The following is a 20,748-nucleotide window of genomic DNA, read 5'->3' on the forward strand; positions in this document are numbered from 1 at the left end:
CAGCGAGCACCCCACTTTTTCGGGATACATTCTTTCTCGAAAGAAAGTATGCACCTTTAGCTCAGTTGGTAGAGCAACTGACTCTTAATCAGTGGGTCCCGGGTTCGAATCCCTGAAGGTGCACCAACGGCCCGTTGGTCAAGCGGTTAAGACGGCGGCCTCTCACGCCGCAAACATGGGTTCGATTCCCGTACGGGTCACCAATTTAATTATGGTTTTAACCGGAGACGGTTGAAATAGCAGTCGGTGTTGATTGCGGTGAGGGTCCACCCGTTCCCATTCCGAACACGGAAGTTAAGCTCACCTGCGCCGAAAATACTTGTCTGGAGACGGACCGGGAAGATAGGTAATGCCGACACAGAACTGGACAGTCGTAAGATTGTCCAGTTCTTTTCACCAGAGTTGGTGTTGATTGCGATGAGGGTCCACCCGTTCCCATTCCGAACACGGAAGTTAAGCTCATCTGCGCCGAAGATACTTGTCTGGAGACGGACCGGGAAAATAGGTAATGCCAACACATCAGGAGCGGACAGTCCATGCGACTGTCCGTTTTTTGTTTATCCTCATTTCGATAGGGGGCATCCACATGCGCTACAAACAGGTGAAGAGAGGGATCTTTCTGGCCCGCCCGAACCGCTTCATAGCCCACGTGGAAGTGGACGGCAGCATGGAGGTCGTTCATGTAAAGAATACCGGCCGCTGCCGGGAACTGTTGGTGCCTGGGGCGGTGGTCTACCTGGAGAAGGCGGATCAGCCCAAGCGTAAGACACAGTTTGATCTCATTGCGGTGGAAAAAGGTTCCCTCTTGATCAATATGGATGCCCAGGCACCAAACCAAGTCTTTGGGGAGTGGGCCCAGGCAGGAGAATGGGTTTCAGGCTTGACGCTCCTGAAACCGGAGACAAAATTTGGCCATTCTCGCTTTGATTTTTACTGGGAAGCAGAGGACTTTTCCACCAAACGGCGCGGCTTTGTGGAAGTAAAGGGAGTTACGCTGGAGGAAAACGGCGTGGTACTCTTTCCGGACGCCCCCACGGAACGCGGGGTCAAGCATATTGAGGAGTTGATTGCCTGCCATGCGGCGGGATACGAGGCAGCTCTTTGCTTTGTGGTACAGATGGAGGGAATGAGTTGTTTCCGCCCCAATGACCGGACCCACCCGGCCTTTGGGGAAGCACTGCGGCGTGCCCGGGAAGCAGGGGTACAGATCTTTGCACGGGAATGCCTGGTTTCTCCGGATAGTTTGACGCTGACAGGAAATATCCCGGTAGAGCTCTGAACGAGGGGGGGAGAGAGATGGAACTGGACATGGAACGGGTATGGAGGGACCAGCAGAGGCCCATTCCCTGGGAAGAGGACCCGGACCTGAGCAGTGTACCCGCCCCACAGGACTGCGGGGAAGCCCTTCTGGATGTGACAGACCTCCATCCCCGAATTCGATTTGACCGCGCTTATCAGAAGCGGGGACTTCGCGGGGCCATGGACCGGTGTCTTATGCGGGAGGGGGTCTGGAAGAGGCTGTGTCAGGTGGTGGAGGGACTTCCAGCGTGCTATTCGCTGCTGATCTATGACTGTCTGCGGCCTCTGACCCTCCAGAAGGCCATCTATGAGGAGTTTGAGGATATTGTGCGGGCGCGTACCCCGGGCCTCCAGCCGGAAGAGGTGGAGCGGATCCTGAGTGATTTTGTGGCCAAGCCAGTCAAACGGCTCCATGCGCCCGCACCCCATACCACGGGCGGTGCGGTGGATCTCACTCTGTGCAAAAACGGCGTCCCGCTGGACATGGGGACCGGCTTTGATGATCTGACCCCGGCAGCCCATACCCACTGGCTGGAAGAGCATCCGGAAAACCAAGCGGCTCTGGAGAACCGGCGTCTGCTCTTTCACCGGATGACCGGGGCAGGATTTATCAACTACTGCACCGAGTGGTGGCACTTTGCCTATGGAGAGCGGATGTGGGCCCACGCCCACGGGACCGCCCCGAAATATGGATTTTGCCCGGAATGTGATTTTCCAGACAAGAGGTAAAAAATCGGACTGCAAATTTGCAGTCCGATTTTTTCATGGATTGACACCTGCGCTATCCTATCGTATGATAACTATAACGATATTCGATATAGTCAGGGGAGGGAAAATCGTGGCGCGAAAAAAGCTGGATACGTTGACCGAGCCCATGTACTATGTCCTGCTGTCCCTGCGGCAGGAGCGCCACGGCTACGGCATTATGCAGAACATCTCCGCGCTGACCGGAGGACGGGTGAATGTGGGAGCAGGCACCCTGTATGCCCTCTTGGAGCGCTTTGAGAAGGATGCCCTGATCTGCCGCACCCGGGTGGAGGAAAACCGGAAATACTACCGCCTGACGGAAGAGGGGGATCGTGTGCTCCGGGTGGAGTATGAGCGCATCCGCCGTCAGACTGCCGATATGGAGCGCGTTCTGCGAGAGGAGGAGCAGAAGTGAAGCGGGAGCGGGGCCTGGACCGGATGGAGGTCATTCTGGACAGCTGAGGAGGCATGTGAATGAGACGAAAATTGGGCCTATTTCTCTATGAGGAGATGGACTATAAGGCGGCTGAGGACTGGCTCAACCGCCGGGCGGCGGCGGGCTGGGAGCTGGACCGGATCTGGCTCAATGTGCTGGCCTGGTTCCGGCCCAGCGGGCGGACCGATCTGCGCTACTGTGTGGACCTGCACCGAAAGCCGGATGAATACGCCCTGGATATGGAGGACTACTACCAGCTCTGCGCCGACGCCGGATGGGAGTATGTGGCCCAGAGCGGCGGCATGGCCATCTTTGCCTCCAGCCCTGTGGCCCGGCCGGTGCCCCTTCAGACCGACCGGAAGATGGAGGAGCGTACCTACTGGAAGCGTGCCATCCGTCCGGCCATCTTGGGGCACCTGCTGTTGCTGGGGCTTCTGGCGGCTCTGGCGGCACTGTGGGGCTGGCTCCAGTGGCGCGGCGTGGGAAGAGCGGTGAAGCCCAGTGAGATCCTGTGCAGCACCGCCTGCCTTTTGGGGGCGCTTGGTGTTCTCTGCTGTGTAATCGGACTGCTCTGGAGTATTCCGGCCGGACTGCTCCACTGGCGGCGCTGGAAACGGGCGGTGGAGCGGGAGGAGCCGGTGGCCAGCTCCCCCTTCTGGTCCCGCTTCCGGGGCGGCGTGGGGTGGCTGGGCTGGCTGCTCATGGAGCTGTGCGTGATCTTTCAGCTGGTGGAGCTGTTTATCCCCTTCCTGGGATACAGCGGCTACGATGTGGCCGCCCACCGCCCGGAGCTGCGGGAGCGCCCTCTGGCTATGGCCGAGGAGATGGGGGTGGACCCCAATGCGGTGACGTACATCCGGGAGGAGCCGGTCTGGTCCCTGCTGGTACAGGGGCTCCGGTATCACGAGGACGCCCGGGAGGAAGAGGGATACCAGTTCCTCTCCTGCGACCGCTATACCTGTGTGAGCGATGGATACGCCTCCCTTCTGGTGCGGGCCATCCGATGGGAGAGTGGGCGCAGCGGGTACGAGGCATACGGACTTCTGGACTTTGTACCGGTGGAGCTGGGCCTGGATGAGAGCTGGAGCGCCCGGGACGGTTCCTTCCTCCTGCTGCGGGAGGGCTGCACGGTTGCCCTGGTGGGGGCGCATATTCTGGACGGAGGAGCGCCCGACCTGACCGGGGAGCGTATGTGGAATGCTGTCTTGGAGCGGCTGGATCTGGAGTGAAACGATGAAAAAACGGTATGCGTTTTATGGCTTTCGGGATGAGGATTACCGGGCGGCCGAGACCTGGCTGGAGGACTGGAAAGCCCGTGGCTGGGAGCTGGAGCGGGTGCTGGCCGGCTGCATCGCCGTCTTTGTGCCCCTGAGCTGCCCGGAGGTGCGCTACACGGTGGACCTGGTTCCCGCGCGCAGGCGGGAGGAGTCGCAGGAGGGCTGGGTGGAGCGACAGGCGGAATATCGTCAGCTCTGTGCCGATGCAGGCTGGGAGCAGGTGGGGGAGAGCGGGGCACAGCGGATCTACAAATCCATCCGCGGACAGAACCCTGTCCCTCTTCAGACCGACCCGGAGCTGGAGCAGGCGCGCTTCCAGCAGCAGGTGGTGCGCCCGGCGGTGGAGTCCACGGCCAGTGTCCTCGTTACGGTGGTGCTCTCCACGCTACTCTTTTTTTACGCGGAGCGGAGGGCGGTCTACTGGTTTGAGCTCCTGCTCCATCCGGGGGAGCTTCTGGCCCTGGGAATGATCGGGCTGGGGCTCCTGTGGCAGCTCTACAAGCTGTTCCATGTGTGCCGGTATGGCTGGAAGCTGCGGCGGGCCCAGGGGGAGGTCCTTCCGAGTCCCTCTCTCCGGGGCGCTCGGGTGCGGGCCTGGGGGGATGCCCTCTGGCTGCCTGTTCTGGCAGCGGCGCTGCTGAGTACCCTCTGGACGGGCAACCTGCGCACCGAGACGCCGCTGGATCCCGCACAGCTGGCAGAAGAGGGCCGGCCGGTGGTCACAGCGGCCGATCTGGGCGGAATCACCCGAACCGACGACATCATGTGGCAGGAGGGGAGCGGGCTGCTCTCCACAGTGAGTTTTGTCCAGAGCAGGGGGCCGGGGGGCATCCTCTACGTGGAGCGCTATGACGCGGCCACTTCCGCTCTGGCCGGGCGGGTGTTCCGGGAGCTAGAGCAAAAAGCGGACCAGGATGAGACCAAGGCCATACTCTGCGGCCGGGGCGAGGGGACAGCCATCCCGGTGGAGGTCTCTGGTGCGGAGGAGAGCGTGCTGTATCAATATGAGCGGGGTGAATATCTCATCCTCCGCAGGGGAAAGACGGTGGTCCGTCTTATGGCAGATTTGGACTTTACGGACCCGGCCCTTCTTGCTACAATAGTATCACAAACGAAATTAGGAGCGTGATACCGATGGCAAAGGTACTTTTCGTCAACGCCTGTGTCCGGGAGGAGAAGTCCCGCACTCTGAAGCTGGCCCGCGCCTTTCTGGCGGAGTACGCAGCCCTCCATCCGGAGGACGAGATCACCGAGCGCAATCTGATGCAGGAGCGCCTGGAGCCCCTCTATCCCGACACGCTGGAGCTTCAGGAGTCCCTGCTGGCGGCCAAGCAGACCGATCACCCCATGTTTGAGGTCTCCCACCAGTTTACCTCGGCCGACCGCATCGTCATCGCGGCCCCCTTCTGGGAGCAGTCCTTTCCCGCCCTGCTGCGGGTCTATCTGGAGCGGATCTCCGGGGTCAATCTGACCTTCTACTATGACGAGGACGGGGTGGAGCACGGCCTCTGCAAGGCGAAAAAGCTCCTCTTCATCACCACCCGGGGCGGAGATTTTTCTGCGCCGGAGGTCCAGTGGCTGGAACTGGGAGCCAGTCAGCTCAAGGTGATCTGCCATATGTTCGGCATTCCCGAGTTCCGCTGTATCGCGGCGGACGGATTGGATATCATTACAAATGACGCAGAGCAGATCATGGCTCAGGCTCTGGAGCGCTGCGTGGAAGAGGCGAAAACATTTTGAACAAACCCAAGCTCCTGCTGCTGGCGACCGGCGGCACCATTGCGTCCCAGCCCACGAAGGAGGGACTGGCCCCCGGATTGGACGGAGAGGCCCTGACCGATATGCTGCCCTCTGCGGTGCTGAAGCGGTATGAGATCACGGTGCGGGATATCCTGCGCATGGACAGCTCCAATATCCAGCCGGAGGAGTGGCAGATCATTGGACGGCATGTCTTTGCCTCCAGCCGGGAGTATGACGGCATCGTCATTACCCATGGGACCGACACCATGGCCTATACGGCCTCCATTTTGTCCTTCATGCTCCAGGGGATCTCCATCCCGGTGGTGCTCACCGGGTCCCAGCTGCCCATTGAGCATCCCCTCTCCGACGGACAGGAGAACCTGCGCCTGGCGCTGGCCATGGCGGAGAGCGGGATCGGCGGCGTATTTGTGGCCTTTAACCGTAAGATCATCCTGGGCACCCGTGCGGTCAAGACCCGCACCACCGGATTTGACGCTTTTGAGAGCGTGAATTGGCCCTATGTGGCCCAGGCCTCCGGAGGCGGACTGGACTGTACCCCGGCCGCCCTTCCCCCGCTGCGGGGTGAGGGATGTGTGCTTCGAGACGCCCTCTCCCCCCGGGTATTTTTGATGAAGCTCACCCCGGGGGTGGAGCCTGAGATCTTTGACATGCTTCTCCAGATGCACTACCGGGGCATCGTGATCGAGGCCTTCGGAGCGGGCGGCCTGCACTTTGTGCGGCGGGATCTGGTGGCCAAGCTCCAGGCGGCCGCGGCCGCGGGCGTGTCGGTGGTGGTGTGCAGTCAGTGCCTCTATGAGCCCAGTAATTTTGCGGTCTATGAGGTGGGACGCCGGGCGCTGGAGCAGGGTGTCATCCAGGGGCGGGACATGACCACCGAGGCGGCGGTCACCAAGCTCATGTGGGCCCTGGGGCAGACGCAGGACCCGGAGCAGGTCCGCCGTTACTTTGAGACCAGCCTGGCCGGCGAGGTGACCCTGGAGTAATCCGCCGGGACCGTGTGATTCCAAAAGGTAATAAAGAGAAAAAATAAAACAGCCTGTGGAATCCTCCACAGGCTGTTTTGCAGTTGTATGGGAGGGTGTCCCTCAGATCTCTCGCCGTCCCTCCAGGGCGCGCATGAGGGTGGCGTCGTCGGTATACTCCAGGTGGCTGCCCACCGGGATGCCGTAGGCCAGACGGGTCACCTTCACCTGGAAGGGCTTGAGGAGCCGGGAGAGGTACATGGCTGTGGCCTCTCCCTCGGTGTCGGGGTTGGTGGCCATAATGACCTCCCGCACGCCACCGGCGGCCACCCGCTCCACCAGCTCCTTGATGTGCAGGTCGTCGGGGCCCACGTGGTTCATGGGGGAGATGACCCCGTGGAGCACATGGTAGAGTCCATCGTACTCTCGAGCACGCTCGATGGCCACCACATCCTTGGGACTGGCCACCACACAGATGACACCCCGATCCCGCTTATCGCTGGAACAAAGGGCACAGGGGCCCTCGCCCTCGGTCAGATTCTGGCAGACCGGGCACAGGGAGATGGAGTGCTTGGCGCCTAAGAGGGCGTCTGCAAAGGCCTGTACGTCCTCGGCACTCTGGGAGAGGACGAAAAAGGCCAGGCGCTGGGCGCTCTTATGGCCGATGCCCGGCAGACGGGCGAACTGCTCCGTAAGGGTTTCCAGAGCAGGGGGAAAATACTGCATGGATGGACCTCCGATGATGGTTGAGAGTTAGCCCCGCAGAGCCGCGATGGCCATGGCGGGATCGGCCGCGCCGTAGACGGCAGAGCCGGCCACCAGGGTGTCGGCCCCGGCGGCGATGACCCGGCGGGCGGTCTCGGGATTGATGCCGCCGTCCACCTGCAGCCGGCAGGCGGGGTTATACTGGCGGATCAGGGAGCGGACCTGGCTGATCGTGTCCAGCTGGTCGGCCATGAAGGACTGGCCCCCGAAGCCGGGTTCCACCGTCATGACCAGCACCATGTCCAGGTTTTCCAGGTAGGGCAGGATGGCCTTGGGAGAGGTGATGGGGCGCAGGGCCACCGCCTTCTTCACCCCGCAGTCCTCCATGACCCGCAGGGCCTGGGCAATGCCGGTGGGGCCGTCGGCCTCCAGATGGACCGAGAGGAGATCGGCGCCGGCCTTGGCAAAGTCCTCGATGTAACGCACCGGCTTATCGATCATCAGGTGCACATCCAGGAACATATCGGTGCATTTGCGAATGGATTTGACCACCGGGATACCGATGGTCAGATTGGGCACAAAGTGGCCGTCCATGACGTCCACGTGGAGCCAGTCGGCGGTGGAGACCCGCTTGATGTCCCGCTCCAGGTTTACAAAGTCCGCGGAGAGAATAGAAGGGGCAATTTTAATCATACTTTCATCCTCCGTTCATACCATGGAAAAGCTGTGGGGTATATACTCGTGGGAGGGCGGGCGCACCGCCCGTTCCCATTGCGCATAGGATAGTGCACGCGGCAGGGACGGCACGGCCGTCTGCACACAGAGACCGGCCGGAAGCTCTCCCCGGCCCCACGGGCCCGGAACCGGCAGGGAGCACTGTGTGCGCCGCTGGGTATAGTTGGCCGCCGGTGGGCTTCGCCGGCGGCCAACAAAGAGCGTTTACAGGACGGTATTGACCACGCGGGCGTCGTAGCCCGCGGCCTTAAAGGCGTCCAGGATGGCATTTTTGTGCGCGTGGCCGAAGGCCTCGGTGGTGACCCGGAGCTCTACGCCCGCCTGACGATTGATGTTGACGAACTGGTTGTGCTCCAGCTTGATGATGTTGCCGTTCTCCTGGGCCACGATGTTGGCTACCCGCACCAGCTCGCCGGGGCGGTCGGGCAGCTGCACCGAGAAGGTAAAGACCCGGCCGCGGTTGATGAGGCCGTGCTGGACCAGGGAGGAGATGGTGATCACGTCCATGTTGCCGCCGGAGAGGACAGGCACCACATTTTTCCCCTTGCAGTTGAGGTGATGGAGGGCGGCGATGGTGAGCAGGCCGGCATTTTCCACCACCATCTTGTGGCGCTCCATCATATCCAGGAAGGCGTCCACCAGCTCACTGTCGTGGATGGTGATGATGTCGTCCAGATTCTTCTGGATATAGGGGAAGATCTGGTCGCCGGGCGTCTTGACGGCCACGCCGTCGGCAATGGTGTCGATGGTGGGGAGGGTGACGATGTGACCGGCCTCCAGGCTGGCCTTCATGCTGGCGGCACCCACAGGCTCCACGCCGATGACGGTGACATTGGGATTGAGGAGCTTGGCCAGGGTGGACACGCCGGTGGCCAGTCCGCCGCCGCCGATGGGCACCAGAATGATGTCCACATCGGGCAGGTCCTGGAAGATCTCATAGGAGATGGTACCCTGGCCGGTGGCGATGGCGGGGTCGTTGAAGGGGTGTACATAGGTGAGGCCCCGCTCCTCCGCCAGCTGGGCGCACAGGGCGGCGGCATCGTCAAAGGTCTCGCCGTGCAGGATGACCTCCGCGCCGTAGTCCTTGGTGTTGTTGACCTTGACCAGCGGCGTGGTGGTGGGCATGACGATGGTGGCCTTGACGCCGGCGGCCTGGGCGGCATAGGCCACGCCCTGGGCGTGGTTGCCTGCGGAGGCGGTGATGAGGCCCCGGGCCTTCTCCTCCTCCGAGAGGGTGCTGATCTTATAGTATGCGCCGCGGATCTTGTAGGCGCCGGTGACCTGCATGTTCTCCGGCTTGATATAGACATGGTTGCCCGTGCTCTTGGAAAGGGCGGGGCTGTAAATCAGGTTGGTGTTCAGGATGACGCCGGACAATACATTGCGGGCGGCCTTGAACTCGTTGAGCGTAAGCATGAGAGACGTCCCCTTTCATTGACACAGCGGATGGGAGCCGCCTCACACAAAGGAGCGACCATGACCGTTGCGTGTATCTCCGGACCCGGAAGGCCCTGGAGCCCCAAAATAGAAGTACCGCCGCTGGGGCGGATGCACTGCATATATCATAATAATTTTTCACGCTAAAGTCAACGAGAGAAAGTGCCATTCCCGCTGGAAGCGGATGTTTCTTGACACCCCAACTGCGGAAAGGTACAATAAAACCAGCTCAAATAAGCCCCTGTTTTGGAGGATATGCAAATGGCGAAAGAAAGACGACCTTCTGTGGCCCCCATCTATGCCGTGGGCGTCACCTGGCTGATCTGGTCCCTGGTATTGCCCCTCTATCAGCCCCTGCACTGGTTTGGGGCGGCGGCGGCCTCCCTGGCGGTCTATGTGCTGGGGCGCTGTCTGATCTGGAAAGACCGGGTCCTGATCGTGCCCGACGAGCCGGAGCAGAAGGAACCGGAGGAAAAGGCAGAGACCAAGGAGGAGACGAGCGAAGATCCGGAGATCGCAGCCCTCAAAAAGGAACGGGAGCGGGCGCTGAGCGAGATGCGCCGCCTCAACGACAACATTGAGGATGCCACCATCTCGGCCCAGATCGACCACCTGGAAGAGGTGACCGGAAAGATCCTGGACTATGTGGCGCAGCACCCGGAGAAGCGCTCTCAGATCCGAAAGTTCCTCAACTACTATCTGCCCACCACCCTCAAGCTGCTCAACGCCTATGACCGGATGGGAAGTGCCGGTGTGTCGGGCACCAACATTGACGGGACCATGGGCAAGATCGAGACCATGATGGAGACCATCGTCGCCGCCTTTGACCGGCAGCTGGACGCCCTCTTTGGAGATGAGGCACTGGACATTGCCAGCGACATCATCGTACTGGAGCAGATGCTGGCGGGAGAGGGTCTGAGCGGATCGGATTTTGAAACCAAACCGGAATAAAGGAAAGAAATATTACGAATTGAAATAGGAAAGGACGAATCACTATGTCGGATAAATTGGATACCATGCCGGAACTGACTCTGACGCCCACCCTGGACACCGCTGCGGCCGCCGCGCCCCAGGCTCCTGAGCTGACGCTGACGCCCCAGACGGAGGAGCAGAGCGCGGCCATGACCCAGGCCGAGCGGGACGCCAACGCGGTCAAGCTGGATGAGAGCCGTCTCACCGAGGCCGAGCGGAAGATGGTGGACGAGTTTGCCCAGAAGATCGACATCACCGACGCCAACATGGTCCTCCAGTACGGCGCGGCGGCCCAGAAGAATATCGCCGGTTTCTCGGAGAATGCCCTCAACTCGGTGCGGACCAAGGACCTGGGCGAGGTGGGCCAAGCCCTCTCCTCTCTGGTGGTGGAGCTCAAGCATGTGGGCACCCCGGAGGAGAAGAAGGGGGGCATCTTTGGCTTCTTCCAGAAAAAGAAGGATGAACTGGAGGAGATGAAGATTGCCTACTCCAAGGCGGAGACCAATGTGGACAAGATCGTCTCCATTCTGGAGCAGCACCAGGTCACCCTGATGAAGGACGTAGCCATGCTGGACCAGATGTATGAGCTCAATATGAAATACTATAAGGAGCTCACCATGTATATCCTGGCCGGGAAAAAGCGCCTCCAGCAGGTCCGGGCGGAGGACCTGGAGGCCCTCAAGCGCAAGGCCGGGGAGACCGGCGCCCAGGAGGACGCCCAGGCCTACAACGATCTGGCCAATATGTGCAGCCGCTTTGAGAAGAAGCTTCACGACCTGGAGCTGACCCGTATGATCTCGGTGCAGATGGGTCCCCAGACCCGGCTGATCCAGAACAACGACGCCCTGATGCTGGAGAAGATCCAGTCCTCGCTGGTCAACACCATCCCCCTGTGGAAGAGCCAGATGGTCCTGGCCCTGGGGCTGGAGCACTCTCGCCAGGCCACCGCGGCCCAGAGCGCCGTCACCAATATGACCAATGAACTCCTGCGGCAGAATGCGGACATGCTCAAGATGGGCACCATCGAGACCGCACGGGAGGCCGAGCGGAGTGTGGTGGACATCCAGACCCTCCAGCATACGAATCAGCAGCTGATCTCCACCCTGGACGAGGTGATGAAGATCCAGCAGGACGGCGCTCAGAAGCGCCGGGAGGCCGAAGTGGAACTGGGACGGATCGAGGGCGAGCTCAAGCAGAAACTGCTGGAGCTGCGGGGTTAAGCCTTGGGCGCCCTGAAAAAGCGCGGCACAGCGCTGCTGCTGGCAGTGCTGATGATCCTGGCCGCCATCGGGATCGGACAGCTGCGCAAGGAACAGTATCTGCTGCCCCAGGACACCGGAGTGCCGCTGGATAACTCCCTGGACACCGGCGCGGTGAGCCGCTTTTTGGACGACCAGGCCGGGCTCCTCTCCGAAGGGGCGGAGCAGACGGTGCGGCTCTACAATGCCAACTGGGATGCCCGTTACCACAGTGTGGTGGCGCTGGTGACGGTGGAGCATACGACCTCTGGCTCTCTGGAGGAGGCGGCACAGGCGGCCGGTCTGGACATGGGACTGGGCGAGGGGGATGCGATCCTCTATATCGACGCGTCCCAGGGAAGTTATTACCTCTTTCCCGGAACCGAGTTCTCCACCCTGCTCACCACCCAGGCGATGGAGGATCTGGACAGCCGGGTCCTCTCGGGCAGCGCCTGGGAGGATGGTGTCCTCAGCTTCTATCAGGGGATGGATGAGCTCTACCAGAACGCCTTCGGTACCGGGGATATGGGCACCGCGGGCTATACCACGTCGTCCAAAGCGTCGGTGGACTGGGTCTCCATGACCGTCGTTGCGGTGGCTCTTGTCTTTGTTTTGGCCTGTGTGGCCGATGAGTACCGCTATAATGAGTACCGCCGCCGCTATTATGGCGTGCCCAATCCCCCGGTGCTCTTCCGGCCCATTCTCTTCTGGCACGGACCCCGGTACGGCTGGTACCGGCGGCGGTGGAATGCCCCGCCCCCACCCCCGCCGGGCGGACGTGGCCCCGGTGGATTTGGAGGTGCGGGGAACCACGGACCCAGAGGAGGCGGAACCTTCGGCGGGCGGCCCTCGGGCGGGAGCCATGGTGGCTTCGGCGGCTCCCGGAACGAACGAGGCAGCAGCTTCGGCGGTTCCCGGGGCGGACGAGGCGGTGGTTTCGGAGGCAGCCGAGGCGGTGGCTTCGGAGGCAGCCGAGGCGGCGGCTTTGGAGGTTCCAGAGGAGGCGGGGGCTTTGGCGGCGGACGCCGCTGAGACCTGCGCAGTAGGAACAGGAAACGGGAGTGCTCCGGCACTCCCGTTTTTTCTGGATGGCCACATAACTTGGACACAAGTGGATGGTATGATAGGGACGAAAGGGGGGAGAGAAATATGGAGACAGCCATTCTGCTGGCAGAGGATGAGGAGCGGCTGCGCACGGTGGTGCGGGACTACTTTGTCGCCCACGGTGTAGCGTGCCGCACGGCGGCGGACGGAGCCGAGGCGCTGGAGGCTCTGCGGGAACGGGACTATGACGCGGTGCTGCTGGATGTGATGATGCCGGGACCGGACGGCTTTGCCGTGTGCCGGGCGGTGCGGGAGCGCAGCGGGGTCCCCATCCTCTTCCTCACCGCGCTGGGAGACGAGGCCCACGCCCTGCGGGGCTATGAACTGGGGGCGGACGACTATGTGGGAAAGCCCTTTTCCCTGGCCCTTCTCTATGCCCGTACCATGGCCCTGATCCGCCGGAGCCGGGGCGGGACCCTGGGGACGACCCTGCGCTGCGGGGCCATCGGGCTGGATACCGGCACACGGACCTGTACGGTGAACGATTTGGAGATCCCGCTCTCACCCCGGGGATACGAGCTGCTGCTCTGTTTGATGCGCAACCGGGGGGTGGTCCTCAGCCGGGCGCAGCTGCTGGACAAGGTGTGGGGCCTGGACTTTGAGGGAGACGAGCGGGCGGTGGACGTACAGATCAAGAACCTGCGCGCCGCCCTGGGAAGTGCCGGGCGGCAGATCCGGACCGTGTTCAAGGCGGGGTATCAGCTCAGGGAGGGATGACCATGAAGGACCTGGTATTTTGGCGCATCTTCCGCAGTGTCTTTTTGAGCTTCTTTGCCCTATGGCTCCTCCTGGTGGGGGTCCTTACCTTTCAGAATCTGGACGCCAAGCAAGACCAGATAGAACACGCCATGGGGTCGTACGAGGAGTCTACTCTGAAAAACTGCCAGCTGGTGCTGGAGGGGACGGCGGAGGAATGGGAGAAGCCGGCCATCCTGACGAACCGGATGACAAGCTACGACACGGCGGGGGCCATGGGGGTGTTCCGCCTCTACGACCAGGAGGGGACCGAGTTGGCCCGCACCCCCCTGACCTGGGGAAGCTTCTGTCTGCCGGGCACAGGGGTCTATGACCACTACCTCTGCTTTGACGCGGTGCTCAGCGAGGAGGAGCACGTGGCGCTGGCAAAACGGATACGGGCCAATCCGATTTATACCCACTTCTATGGCACGGAGGGCGGACTGTACGAGGCGAGTGACAACGAGCGGGTGGGCCTGCGGGGGGAAGTCATCGGAGTGCAGGAGGGAAATGTGGTCTACCCCCAGAAGCTGGTGTACTACTATGAGGAGGGGCCTGTGGTCCTGCTGGACACGGACAGTTCCTTCTTTCAGGACAAGACGCTCACCACCTTTCCCTTTGACGCGGCCCAGGTGAGCTCCCCCCTGGTATGGAGCAAGGACAGTCCGGAGCAGGCCCTGGCCCTCTTCCGGGCGGCCGAGGGGCGCATCGACAGTCTGTTGGACGGGAGAAAGCCGGGAACCGATTGGACCGGCGGCGGAGGCGGCGGCCAGGGCTATGCCCGCTGCGGCCCGTCGGCAGACCAACCGGAGCTGATTTCGGCCTACGGCGTGGCCTACCATACCTGGCGGCTGGGGAGCAGCGGACTGGAATTCACCTATGGGGCCACCTTCCTCTTTCTGCTGCTGCTGGCCCTCCGGGTCAGTAAACGGCAGGCCGACACCCTGCGGCGGGAGCGCTCTCTCACCCGGGCGGCCGCCCATGAGCTCAAGACCCCGGCGGCGGTGGTGCGCTCCTACGCCGAGGCCCTGCGGGAGGACATCGCCCCGGAAAAGCGGGAGGAATACCTCTCTGTGTTGATCGATGAGGCCGACCGGATGGGGGTGCTGGTATGCGACCTGCTGGAGCTCTCCCGGATGGAAGGAGAGGAGAAGCGGCTCCTTCCGGAGGACGTGGATTTGACCGCGCTGGTAGAGGGGGCGGCCCAGCGCCTGGGCCGGTCGGCAGAGGAGCAGTCCATCCACCTGGCGCTGGATCTGGAGCCGGTCCGGATGGAGGGGGACCGGATGCGCCTGGAGCAGGTGGTGGACAATCTCCTCTCCAATGCCCTGCGGCACACGCCGCCCGGCGGAGCGATCCGCCTCACGCTGGTCCGGTGGGACCGGATCGTCCGCCTCACTGTGGAGAACGACGGAGAGCCCATCCCGCCTGAGGACCTGGGGCAGCTCTTTGAGACCTTCTGGCGGGGCGAGAAGGAGCGGGCCCGGGCCGGAGGCTCCGGGCTGGGACTGGCGCTGGTGCGGGAGGCAGTGCGCCTCCACCGTGGATTCTGCGGCGCGGAGAACATCCCCGGCGGGGTGCGCTTCTGGGTAGAGCTGCCCGGGGGTGAGTGATGCTTGCCAAGTGGGGCGGTCTATGGTATCCTGAGGACAGAAAGGAGGGGATACCATGAACTTTGACCGAATTCGTATCAAAGCGGAGGCCCGCGCCTGTTTGAGCGGAGCCAATCCCCATCCCATGCTGGTGACACTGATCTACCTGCTGCTGACCAGCGGCGTGAGCATGGGAGGAAACTATGTGATCTTCCTGCTGGCCACCGGATCGCCCCTGCGGGCCATTGAGGGCCTGCTTTTGGGAGGACAGTACCTCTCGGAGGAGCTGCTGACTGGAGCATTCCTTCTGCCGTTCCTCTTTTTCACCATTGTGATGGCGCTTTTTTCCGCTGTGCTGAGCGCAGGGTATATGGCCTACGCCATGCACCTGGCCCGGGGCCAGGAGGGAGGATTTCAGAGCCTCTTCAATATCTTCTCCATGGCGGGAAAAGTACTGCTGACCGACATCTGGCAGACGCTGTGCATGCTGCCCTGGCTGCTGCTGGGCACGGGAATCTACTGGGTGCTGGGGCTGGTCCTGATGGGAATGGGCAGTTTTGGGATTTTCCTCTTCCTAGTCCCCGGCATGATCGGTTTTCTGGTCTACTGCTTCTGGGTCATGCTGCGCTATAGCCTGACCTACTTCTTCCTGCTGGATGAGCCGGAGAGCGGTGCCCGGGAGGCTGTGCGCAACAGCGTGACCTATATGAAGGGCTGGAAGTGGGAGCTGTTCAAGCTGGAGCTCTCCTTCCTGGGGTGGCAGCTGCTCTCGGTCCTGACCCTGGGGATTCTGGGACTATGGGTGACGCCCTACTACATGGCGTCCATGGCGAATTTCTATGACTTTGTCACCGGACGTTTCCCCCGCCCGCCCAAGCAGGAGGCCCTGGACCCGCCTCTGACCTTTGAGTAATGAAAAAAACCGCCTGTGCCACTTGGCACAGGCGGTTTTCTTTGGATCAGATTTCCCACAGGTTGCGGAGCAGGCCATAGAGCAGAAGATAGGCCACACCGCACCAGATCAACTTCTGTTCCCCGGGGCTTGGCAGCCCCCGTCCGGTGCGGATATAGCGCACGGCCAGGGAGAGCAGAAGGACGGCTAAAAAGGGAAGCAGGAGCATGAGACCGGGATTGGCCTGCCAAGCTCCGGCCAGGTCCAGCCGCAGCAAGGCAAGACACATCCGCGTGACCCCACAGCCAGGGCAATTCCACCCGGTGAGGAGATGGAAGGGGCAGGGGATGGACCACCCGGTCACCAGACAGAAGGCAGCATAGGCCAGTCCGGCGGCCAACAGGAGCCCCAGACCTCGCATCAGGCGAAGGGTGCGGGCACGCATCAGGCGATCTCGTATTTATTGAGCTCGTTCTGGATCAGAGCCATTGTCACAATGGACAGACCGAACAGGTTGAGGATCAGGAAAATAATGGGCAGAGACCCGGCAGGCTCGCCGTGCTGGGCCCGGGCGTCGTCCATGGCCTCGCCCATCTTGTAGCCCCAGTAGATCCCATAGATTCCACAGGTAATGAGGTTAAACAGGAACGCCATACCGCCGGAAGTCTGATAGCGGTCCGATACGATACGGCTCTCATCGGTCAGGCAGATGAACCAGTAGATACTGTAAATACCGCAGGTAATGATGGAATAGATCACACACAGGGGGATGCTTCTCTGTTTCATATTGAACGCTCCTCTTGCTTCATGTCTTGCTTCATTCTTGCCCGTATTATACCGAAAAGATGCCAATATGACAAGTAGGGGAGCGGTTTTTAACCGCTCCCCTAGTAAAATTATTCCAGTACAGCGCCCCGTGCGGCGGAGGTGACCAGCTTGGCATACCGGGCCAGGTAGCCGGTTTTGACCTTGGGCTCGGGGCAAACCCACTTGGCACGGCGCTCTGCCAGGGTGGCCTCGTCCACTTCCAGCTGGATCTTGCAGGCGGGGATATCAATGGAGATGATGTCCCCCTCCTCCACAAAGGCGATGGGGCCGCCCAGCGCGGCTTCGGGAGAGACATGGCCGATGGAGGCGCCGCGGGTAGCGCCCGAGAAGCGGCCGTCGGTGATGAGGGCCACGCTTTCGCCCAGGCCCATACCACAGATGGCGGAGGTGGGATTGAGCATTTCCCGCATGCCTGGACCGCCCTTGGGGCCCTCATAGCGGATGACCACCACGTCGCCGGAGACGATCTTGCCCTCATAGATGGCGGTGATGGCCTCCTCCTCGCTGTTGAACACCCGGGCGGGGCCGGTGTGGCGCATCATCTCGGGGGCGACGGCGGAACGCTTGACCACACAGCCCTCGGGCGCCAAATTGCCCTTGAGGACGGCGATACCGCCGTCGGGGGAGTAGGGGTTCTCGATGGGACGGATGAGCTCGGGATTCCGATTCTCCACACCCGCCAGGTTCTCCTCCATGGTTTTGCCGGTGCAGGTCATGACGCTGGTGTCCAGGAGGCCGCGCTTGGTCAGCTCCTTCATCACCGCGTAGACGCCGCCGGCGCCCTCCAGATCCTCCATATAGGTGTCGCCGGCAGGGGCCAGGTGACAGAGGTTGGGAGTCTTGGAGGAGATCTCGTTGGACATGTCCAGATCCAGCTCGATGCCGCACTCGTGGGCGATGGCGGGCAGATGGAGCATGGTATTGGTGGAACAGCCCAGTGCCATGTCCACCGTCTCGGCGTTATGGAAGGCGGCGGGGGTCATGATATCCCGGGGGCGGATGTTCTTCTCCACCAGCTCCATGATCTGCATGCCCGCGTGCTTGGCCAGGCGGAGACGGGCCGACCAGACTGCGGGGATGGTGCCGTTGCCCCGCAGGCCCATGCCGATGGCCTCGGTGAGGCAGTTCATAGAGTTTGCGGTATACATGCCGGAGCAGGAGCCGCAGGTGGGACAGGCGTTGTTCTCATAGTCCTCCACGCCGGCCTCATCCAGCTTGCCCGCCTTATAGGCGCCCACCGCCTCAAACATATGGGACAGGCAGGAGCGGCGGCCGTCGTTGAGTCGGCCGGCCAGCATGGGGCCGCCGGAACAGAAGATGGTGGGGATGTTCACCCGGGCGGCCGCCATGAGCAGGCCGGGCACGTTCTTGTCGCAGTTGGGGATCATGACCAGACCGTCAAACTGGTGAGCCATGGCCATGGCCTCAGTGGAGTCGGCAATGAGATCTCGGGTGACCAGGGAGTACTTCATGCCGATATGGCCCATGGCGATGCCGTCGCACACCGCAATGGCGGGGAACTCCACCGGAGTGCCGCCGGCGGCGCGGATGCCGGCCTTGACGGCCTCGGCGATCTTGTCCAGATTCATATGGCCGGGAACGATCTCGTTATAGGAGCAAACCACGCCGATGAGAGGACGCTCCAGCTCCTCCTTGGTGTAGCCCAGAGCATAGAAGAGGGAGCGGTTGGGGGCGCGCTCCACACCTTTTGTCACATGATCACTGCGCATGGAAAAGACCTCCTCAAAATCGCAAACAAAGTTGTATGATGACGCTTGTGTTGTATGATAACTTATTATAAAATAAGAGCAAGAAAGATGTCAAGCAGGAGAGGGAGGCTTTTATGGAGAAAAAAAACCTGGCACAGCAGACGGCGGAGCGGCTGTATGCGCGGATCGTCCTGGAAAAACAGATCGCCCCGGGTGAGAAACTGCCCAACGAGCTGGAGCTGGCGCAGGCCCTGGGCGTGAGCCGTGCCACCCTGCGGGAGGCAGTGCGCACGCTCACGGCCCAGGGGGTGCTGGAGGTGCGCCGCGGAAAGGGCACCTTTGTCTCCCGGGAGGTGGAGGGCATTGAGGACTTTGGCTTCGGCGGTCTGAGCCGGGTGAAGGGACAGTTGCGGGACCTCTTTGAACTGCGCAGCATCTTTGAGCCGGCCGCCGCCCGGCTGGCCTGCTGCCGGGCCACCGAGGGAGAACTGGCTGACATTCTGGAGCGGGGGGCCGCGGTGGAGCGGTGCATCCGGGCGGGAAAGGACCGCACCGCCGCCGACGGAGCCTTCCATGCGTCCATCGTCCGGGCCACTCACAATGAATTCCTCACCCGTTTGCTGCCCCTCATCGACCGAGCGGTCATGACCGCAGTGGAGGCGGGAGAGCATGGAGAACAGCTGGCGGAGGACACTCTGCGGGACCACGCACTGCTCCTGGAGTTTTTTGCCCGCCGGGACGGAACCGGAGCCGAGCACGCCATGGCCATCCACATGCGCCACAGTATGGACGTGATGGGACTGGAAGGGGAATAAAAGACAGGCCGGCGATTTCCGCCGGCCTGTCTTTTATGGAATATCAAATTGGAATACCGCATTCCGAGGCGCTCTTTTGGGAGCCGGAAGAGCGGAAGGGGCAGGCCACCGCCCGGTTTCGGCCGGTGCGTTTGGCCTCATAGAGGGCGGTATCCGCCCGGGCGATCAGTTCTTCCAGGGTCCCATCTGATGGGATGGGGATCTCGGCACAGACTCCGGCGCTGAGGGTGACCCGGCGGCCCTCATTGTCCCAGTGGGGAAGCTGTTTCCGGGCCAGCGAGTCCACCACCCGACGGGCGATCTCCAGTGCCTGAGCACAGACGGGACCATAGAGAAAGAGGGCAAATTCCTCCCCGCCGTAGCGTATGATGTCCGCCTCTTTCAGCGCATCGTGATGGAGCAGGAACTGCGCCATCTGTTGGAGGAGACGGTCTCCCTGGGGATGACCGTAGCGGTCGTTGTAGCGCTTGAAGTGGTCGATATCCAGCATGATACAGGCGGCGCTCTCCCCATCCTCCCGACAGCGGCGGAACCGCTCCGCCACCGTGCGGTGCAGATAGCGGCGGTTGTGGAGTCCAGTCAGCGTATCCGACATGACCTCCTGCCGGAGAATTTGGTGGGAGCGCTGAATTTCCTCATACTGGCGCTCAATGAGCAGCTCGTCCGCCTTGAGGCGAATCTGACTTCGATAGGTATAGATGGAGAGCGCCAGAGCCAGCAGGGAGAGAAAGAGGCTGTTGATGCCGTTGCTGAAGCGCTGGTCCAGTCCGTTGGGGCAGGGGAAAAAGGGGAGCATCAGGTTGAGCAGGATAAAATCCGACAGATAGAGCAGAGCACTTTTCCAGGGGGACATCATGGAGAAAAAGGCGGTGCTCAGGACAATACAGGTGTAGACGATCAGACTGTTTCCGCCCAGCTGATCATTGAGGGTGATCCCCACACTCCAGAGATTGAGAAAGACCACATAGAGATGGTATACGCCAAAATACCGGCGGATCATCTGGGGCATCTGCCGTCCCAGCTGCCTGGTATAGAGCAGCACAAAAATCGTCGCAGCCAGCAGGGAGAGGTAGAGCAGGATATAGGTCAGCCGCCGGAGATGGAGAAAGGGACCGCCCGGGCGGGTGGCCATCAACACCAGCATCACACATTCATAGAAGATGATCAGGCCCAGCAGCATGCTATGAAACCGATGGCTCTGTTGGTAGATACGGAAAAAAATAGCGTCCTGATCGTCCAGACTGTCGGGCAATCCCAGATAAGACCGCAGCAGGTCGGCGCGGGAAATGTCATGATAAGGCTTCAATCGGCTCACCTCTGGCAGGAACATGTGGTGACAAAAATGGTAGAGGCATTATACAGGAATCCGGGAATTCCGTCAACCGCAGACAGCAAGACAGAACGCTTGTCTGCCAGCCGGGTGGATGTTATATGGAGGGCGCAACCTGTGGTTGCGCCCCGGTTGGTGGACGCAACCGTACTCTATGGAGTAGAATAGAGGAAT

At 61.6% G+C, this 20,748-nt stretch carries 21 protein-coding genes, 2 tRNA genes and 2 rRNA genes; 18 read left to right on the forward strand and 7 right to left on the reverse strand.

What is annotated here, in order from left to right; translation table 11 throughout:
- Positions 1-50 precede the first annotated feature (50 nt).
- From INF37_RS10275 to INF37_RS10325, 11 genes are all read left to right on the forward strand, one after another.
- Positions 51-126 (forward strand) — tRNA-Lys (locus INF37_RS10275).
- A 2-nt stretch (positions 127-128) separates the two neighbouring features.
- Positions 129-203: transfer RNA gene (locus INF37_RS10280), tRNA-Glu, on the forward strand.
- A gap of 39 nt (positions 204-242) precedes the next feature.
- Positions 243-358: ribosomal RNA gene (gene rrf, locus INF37_RS10285) — 5S ribosomal RNA — on the forward strand.
- Between the two features lie 43 nt (positions 359-401).
- Positions 402-517 (forward strand): 5S ribosomal RNA (gene rrf / locus INF37_RS10290).
- 69 nt (positions 518-586) lie between these two features.
- Positions 587-1,279 carry a DNA/RNA nuclease SfsA gene (gene sfsA, locus INF37_RS10295; RefSeq protein ID WP_193538150.1) on the forward strand — a complete coding sequence of 231 codons (693 nt, stop codon included), beginning with the start codon at positions 587-589 and terminating at the stop codon, positions 1,277-1,279.
- A 17-nt stretch (positions 1,280-1,296) separates the two neighbouring features.
- Entirely contained in the window at positions 1,297-2,028 is a 732-nt protein-coding gene (locus INF37_RS10300) for a M15 family metallopeptidase (protein WP_193538152.1), read from the forward strand.
- 109 nt (positions 2,029-2,137) lie between these two features.
- Positions 2,138-2,461, forward strand: a complete 324-nt coding sequence (locus INF37_RS10305) for a PadR family transcriptional regulator (protein WP_193538154.1) — start codon at positions 2,138-2,140, stop codon at positions 2,459-2,461.
- Positions 2,462-2,520: 59 nt separating this feature from the next.
- Positions 2,521-3,711: a DUF2812 domain-containing protein gene (locus INF37_RS15580; protein WP_207730483.1), complete on the forward strand. Its 1,191-nt coding sequence runs from the start codon at positions 2,521-2,523 to the stop codon at positions 3,709-3,711.
- A 4-nt stretch (positions 3,712-3,715) separates the two neighbouring features.
- The gene (locus INF37_RS10315; protein ID WP_193538156.1) at positions 3,716-4,888 is read left to right on the forward strand and encodes a DUF2812 domain-containing protein; all 1,173 of its coding nucleotides are present in this window, start codon (positions 3,716-3,718) and stop codon (positions 4,886-4,888) included.
- 5 nt (positions 4,889-4,893) lie between these two features.
- Positions 4,894-5,499 (forward strand): FMN-dependent NADH-azoreductase, encoded by a 606-nt coding sequence (locus INF37_RS10320; protein ID WP_193538158.1) that lies wholly within the window; start codon positions 4,894-4,896, stop codon positions 5,497-5,499.
- On the forward strand, positions 5,496-6,503 hold the full coding sequence (locus INF37_RS10325; protein ID WP_193538160.1) for an asparaginase: 1,008 nt from the start codon (positions 5,496-5,498) through the stop codon (positions 6,501-6,503). Before INF37_RS10320 ends, INF37_RS10325 begins: the two co-directional genes overlap by 4 nt.
- Positions 6,504-6,605: 102 nt before the next feature.
- Here INF37_RS10325 and recR read toward each other — a convergent pair whose 3' ends face one another.
- The 3 genes from recR to ilvA form a co-directional block, all read right to left on the reverse strand.
- Entirely contained in the window at positions 6,606-7,208 is a 603-nt protein-coding gene (recR, locus tag INF37_RS10330) for a recombination mediator RecR (RefSeq protein ID WP_101691571.1), read from the reverse strand.
- 27 nt (positions 7,209-7,235) lie between these two features.
- Positions 7,236-7,880 carry a ribulose-phosphate 3-epimerase gene (gene rpe, locus INF37_RS10335; protein ID WP_101691570.1) on the reverse strand — a complete coding sequence of 215 codons (645 nt, stop codon included), beginning with the start codon at positions 7,878-7,880 and terminating at the stop codon, positions 7,236-7,238.
- A 246-nt stretch (positions 7,881-8,126) separates the two neighbouring features.
- Positions 8,127-9,338 carry a threonine ammonia-lyase gene (gene ilvA / locus INF37_RS10340; protein ID WP_101691569.1) on the reverse strand — a complete coding sequence of 404 codons (1,212 nt, stop codon included), beginning with the start codon at positions 9,336-9,338 and terminating at the stop codon, positions 8,127-8,129.
- A gap of 282 nt (positions 9,339-9,620) precedes the next feature.
- On the opposite strand from ilvA, the gene INF37_RS10345 reads away from it, so the two are divergent.
- The 6 genes from INF37_RS10345 to INF37_RS10370 all read left to right on the forward strand — a co-directional run bounded on the left by INF37_RS10345 (position 9,621) and on the right by INF37_RS10370 (position 15,913).
- On the forward strand, positions 9,621-10,310 hold the full coding sequence (locus tag INF37_RS10345; RefSeq protein ID WP_193538162.1) for a 5-bromo-4-chloroindolyl phosphate hydrolysis family protein: 690 nt from the start codon (positions 9,621-9,623) through the stop codon (positions 10,308-10,310).
- Between the two features lie 44 nt (positions 10,311-10,354).
- Positions 10,355-11,551: a toxic anion resistance protein gene (locus INF37_RS10350; RefSeq protein WP_101691567.1), complete on the forward strand. Its 1,197-nt coding sequence runs from the start codon at positions 10,355-10,357 to the stop codon at positions 11,549-11,551.
- A gap of 3 nt (positions 11,552-11,554) precedes the next feature.
- On the forward strand, positions 11,555-12,601 hold the full coding sequence (locus INF37_RS15880; RefSeq protein ID WP_193538165.1) for a TPM domain-containing protein: 1,047 nt from the start codon (positions 11,555-11,557) through the stop codon (positions 12,599-12,601).
- Positions 12,602-12,718: 117 nt separating this feature from the next.
- Entirely contained in the window at positions 12,719-13,390 is a 672-nt protein-coding gene (locus tag INF37_RS10360) for a response regulator transcription factor (RefSeq protein WP_193538167.1), read from the forward strand.
- A gap of 2 nt (positions 13,391-13,392) precedes the next feature.
- Entirely contained in the window at positions 13,393-15,021 is a 1,629-nt protein-coding gene (locus INF37_RS10365; RefSeq protein WP_193538169.1) for a sensor histidine kinase, read from the forward strand.
- Between the two features lie 55 nt (positions 15,022-15,076).
- A complete protein-coding gene (locus tag INF37_RS10370; protein ID WP_193538171.1) occupies positions 15,077-15,913 on the forward strand; it encodes a DUF975 family protein in 837 nt (278 codons plus the stop codon).
- Positions 15,914-15,959: 46 nt separating this feature from the next.
- Here INF37_RS10370 and INF37_RS10375 read toward each other — a convergent pair whose 3' ends face one another.
- The 3 genes from INF37_RS10375 to ilvD form a co-directional block, all read right to left on the reverse strand.
- Positions 15,960-16,337 carry a DUF2752 domain-containing protein gene (locus INF37_RS10375; protein WP_193538174.1) on the reverse strand — a complete coding sequence of 126 codons (378 nt, stop codon included), beginning with the start codon at positions 16,335-16,337 and terminating at the stop codon, positions 15,960-15,962.
- Positions 16,337-16,678: a DUF4234 domain-containing protein gene (locus tag INF37_RS10380; protein ID WP_101691561.1), complete on the reverse strand. Its 342-nt coding sequence runs from the start codon at positions 16,676-16,678 to the stop codon at positions 16,337-16,339. Before INF37_RS10380 ends, INF37_RS10375 begins: the two co-directional genes overlap by 1 nt.
- Before the next feature lie 110 nt (positions 16,679-16,788).
- Entirely contained in the window at positions 16,789-18,450 is a 1,662-nt protein-coding gene (gene ilvD, locus INF37_RS10385; RefSeq protein WP_101691560.1) for a dihydroxy-acid dehydratase, read from the reverse strand.
- A 113-nt stretch (positions 18,451-18,563) separates the two neighbouring features.
- Between ilvD and INF37_RS10390 the strand changes: the two genes are divergently transcribed.
- Complete coding sequence (locus tag INF37_RS10390; RefSeq protein WP_101691559.1) at positions 18,564-19,244, forward strand: FadR/GntR family transcriptional regulator; 681 nt, start codon at positions 18,564-18,566, stop codon at positions 19,242-19,244.
- A gap of 43 nt (positions 19,245-19,287) precedes the next feature.
- Here the strand turns inward: INF37_RS10390 and INF37_RS10395 are convergent, their stop codons facing one another.
- A complete protein-coding gene (locus INF37_RS10395; RefSeq protein WP_180956723.1) occupies positions 19,288-20,550 on the reverse strand; it encodes a GGDEF domain-containing protein in 1,263 nt (420 codons plus the stop codon).
- Positions 20,551-20,748 lie beyond the last annotated feature (198 nt).

This window comes from Pseudoflavonifractor gallinarum (genome assembly GCF_014982855.1).
Taxonomy (GTDB): Bacteria; Bacillota; Clostridia; order Oscillospirales; family Oscillospiraceae; genus Pseudoflavonifractor_A; species Pseudoflavonifractor_A gallinarum.

What these genes read in the sequence shown, in the direction of transcription:
- INF37_RS15580 (WP_207730483.1), top strand. Translation starts at nt 2,521, where the DNA reads ATGAGACGAAAATTGGGCCTATTTCTCTATGAGGAGATGGACTATAAG.
- recR (WP_101691571.1), bottom strand. Translation starts at nt 7,208, where the DNA reads ATGCAGTATTTTCCCCCTGCTCTGGAAACCCTTACGGAGCAGTTCGCC.
- INF37_RS10345 (WP_193538162.1), top strand. Translation starts at nt 9,621, where the DNA reads ATGGCGAAAGAAAGACGACCTTCTGTGGCCCCCATCTATGCCGTGGGC.
- INF37_RS10350 (WP_101691567.1), top strand. Translation starts at nt 10,355, where the DNA reads ATGTCGGATAAATTGGATACCATGCCGGAACTGACTCTGACGCCCACC.
- rpe (WP_101691570.1), bottom strand. Translation starts at nt 7,880, where the DNA reads ATGATTAAAATTGCCCCTTCTATTCTCTCCGCGGACTTTGTAAACCTG.
- INF37_RS10375 (WP_193538174.1), bottom strand. Translation starts at nt 16,337, where the DNA reads ATGCGTGCCCGCACCCTTCGCCTGATGCGAGGTCTGGGGCTCCTGTTG.
- INF37_RS10315 (WP_193538156.1), top strand. Translation starts at nt 3,716, where the DNA reads ATGAAAAAACGGTATGCGTTTTATGGCTTTCGGGATGAGGATTACCGG.
- ilvA (WP_101691569.1), bottom strand. Translation starts at nt 9,338, where the DNA reads ATGCTTACGCTCAACGAGTTCAAGGCCGCCCGCAATGTATTGTCCGGC.
- INF37_RS10360 (WP_193538167.1), top strand. Translation starts at nt 12,719, where the DNA reads ATGGAGACAGCCATTCTGCTGGCAGAGGATGAGGAGCGGCTGCGCACG.
- INF37_RS10365 (WP_193538169.1), top strand. Translation starts at nt 13,393, where the DNA reads ATGAAGGACCTGGTATTTTGGCGCATCTTCCGCAGTGTCTTTTTGAGC.
- sfsA (WP_193538150.1), top strand. Translation starts at nt 587, where the DNA reads ATGCGCTACAAACAGGTGAAGAGAGGGATCTTTCTGGCCCGCCCGAAC.
- ilvD (WP_101691560.1), bottom strand. Translation starts at nt 18,450, where the DNA reads ATGCGCAGTGATCATGTGACAAAAGGTGTGGAGCGCGCCCCCAACCGC.
- INF37_RS10370 (WP_193538171.1), top strand. Translation starts at nt 15,077, where the DNA reads ATGAACTTTGACCGAATTCGTATCAAAGCGGAGGCCCGCGCCTGTTTG.
- INF37_RS10320 (WP_193538158.1), top strand. Translation starts at nt 4,894, where the DNA reads ATGGCAAAGGTACTTTTCGTCAACGCCTGTGTCCGGGAGGAGAAGTCC.
- INF37_RS10300 (WP_193538152.1), top strand. Translation starts at nt 1,297, where the DNA reads ATGGAACTGGACATGGAACGGGTATGGAGGGACCAGCAGAGGCCCATT.
- INF37_RS10390 (WP_101691559.1), top strand. Translation starts at nt 18,564, where the DNA reads ATGGAGAAAAAAAACCTGGCACAGCAGACGGCGGAGCGGCTGTATGCG.
- INF37_RS10380 (WP_101691561.1), bottom strand. Translation starts at nt 16,678, where the DNA reads ATGAAACAGAGAAGCATCCCCCTGTGTGTGATCTATTCCATCATTACC.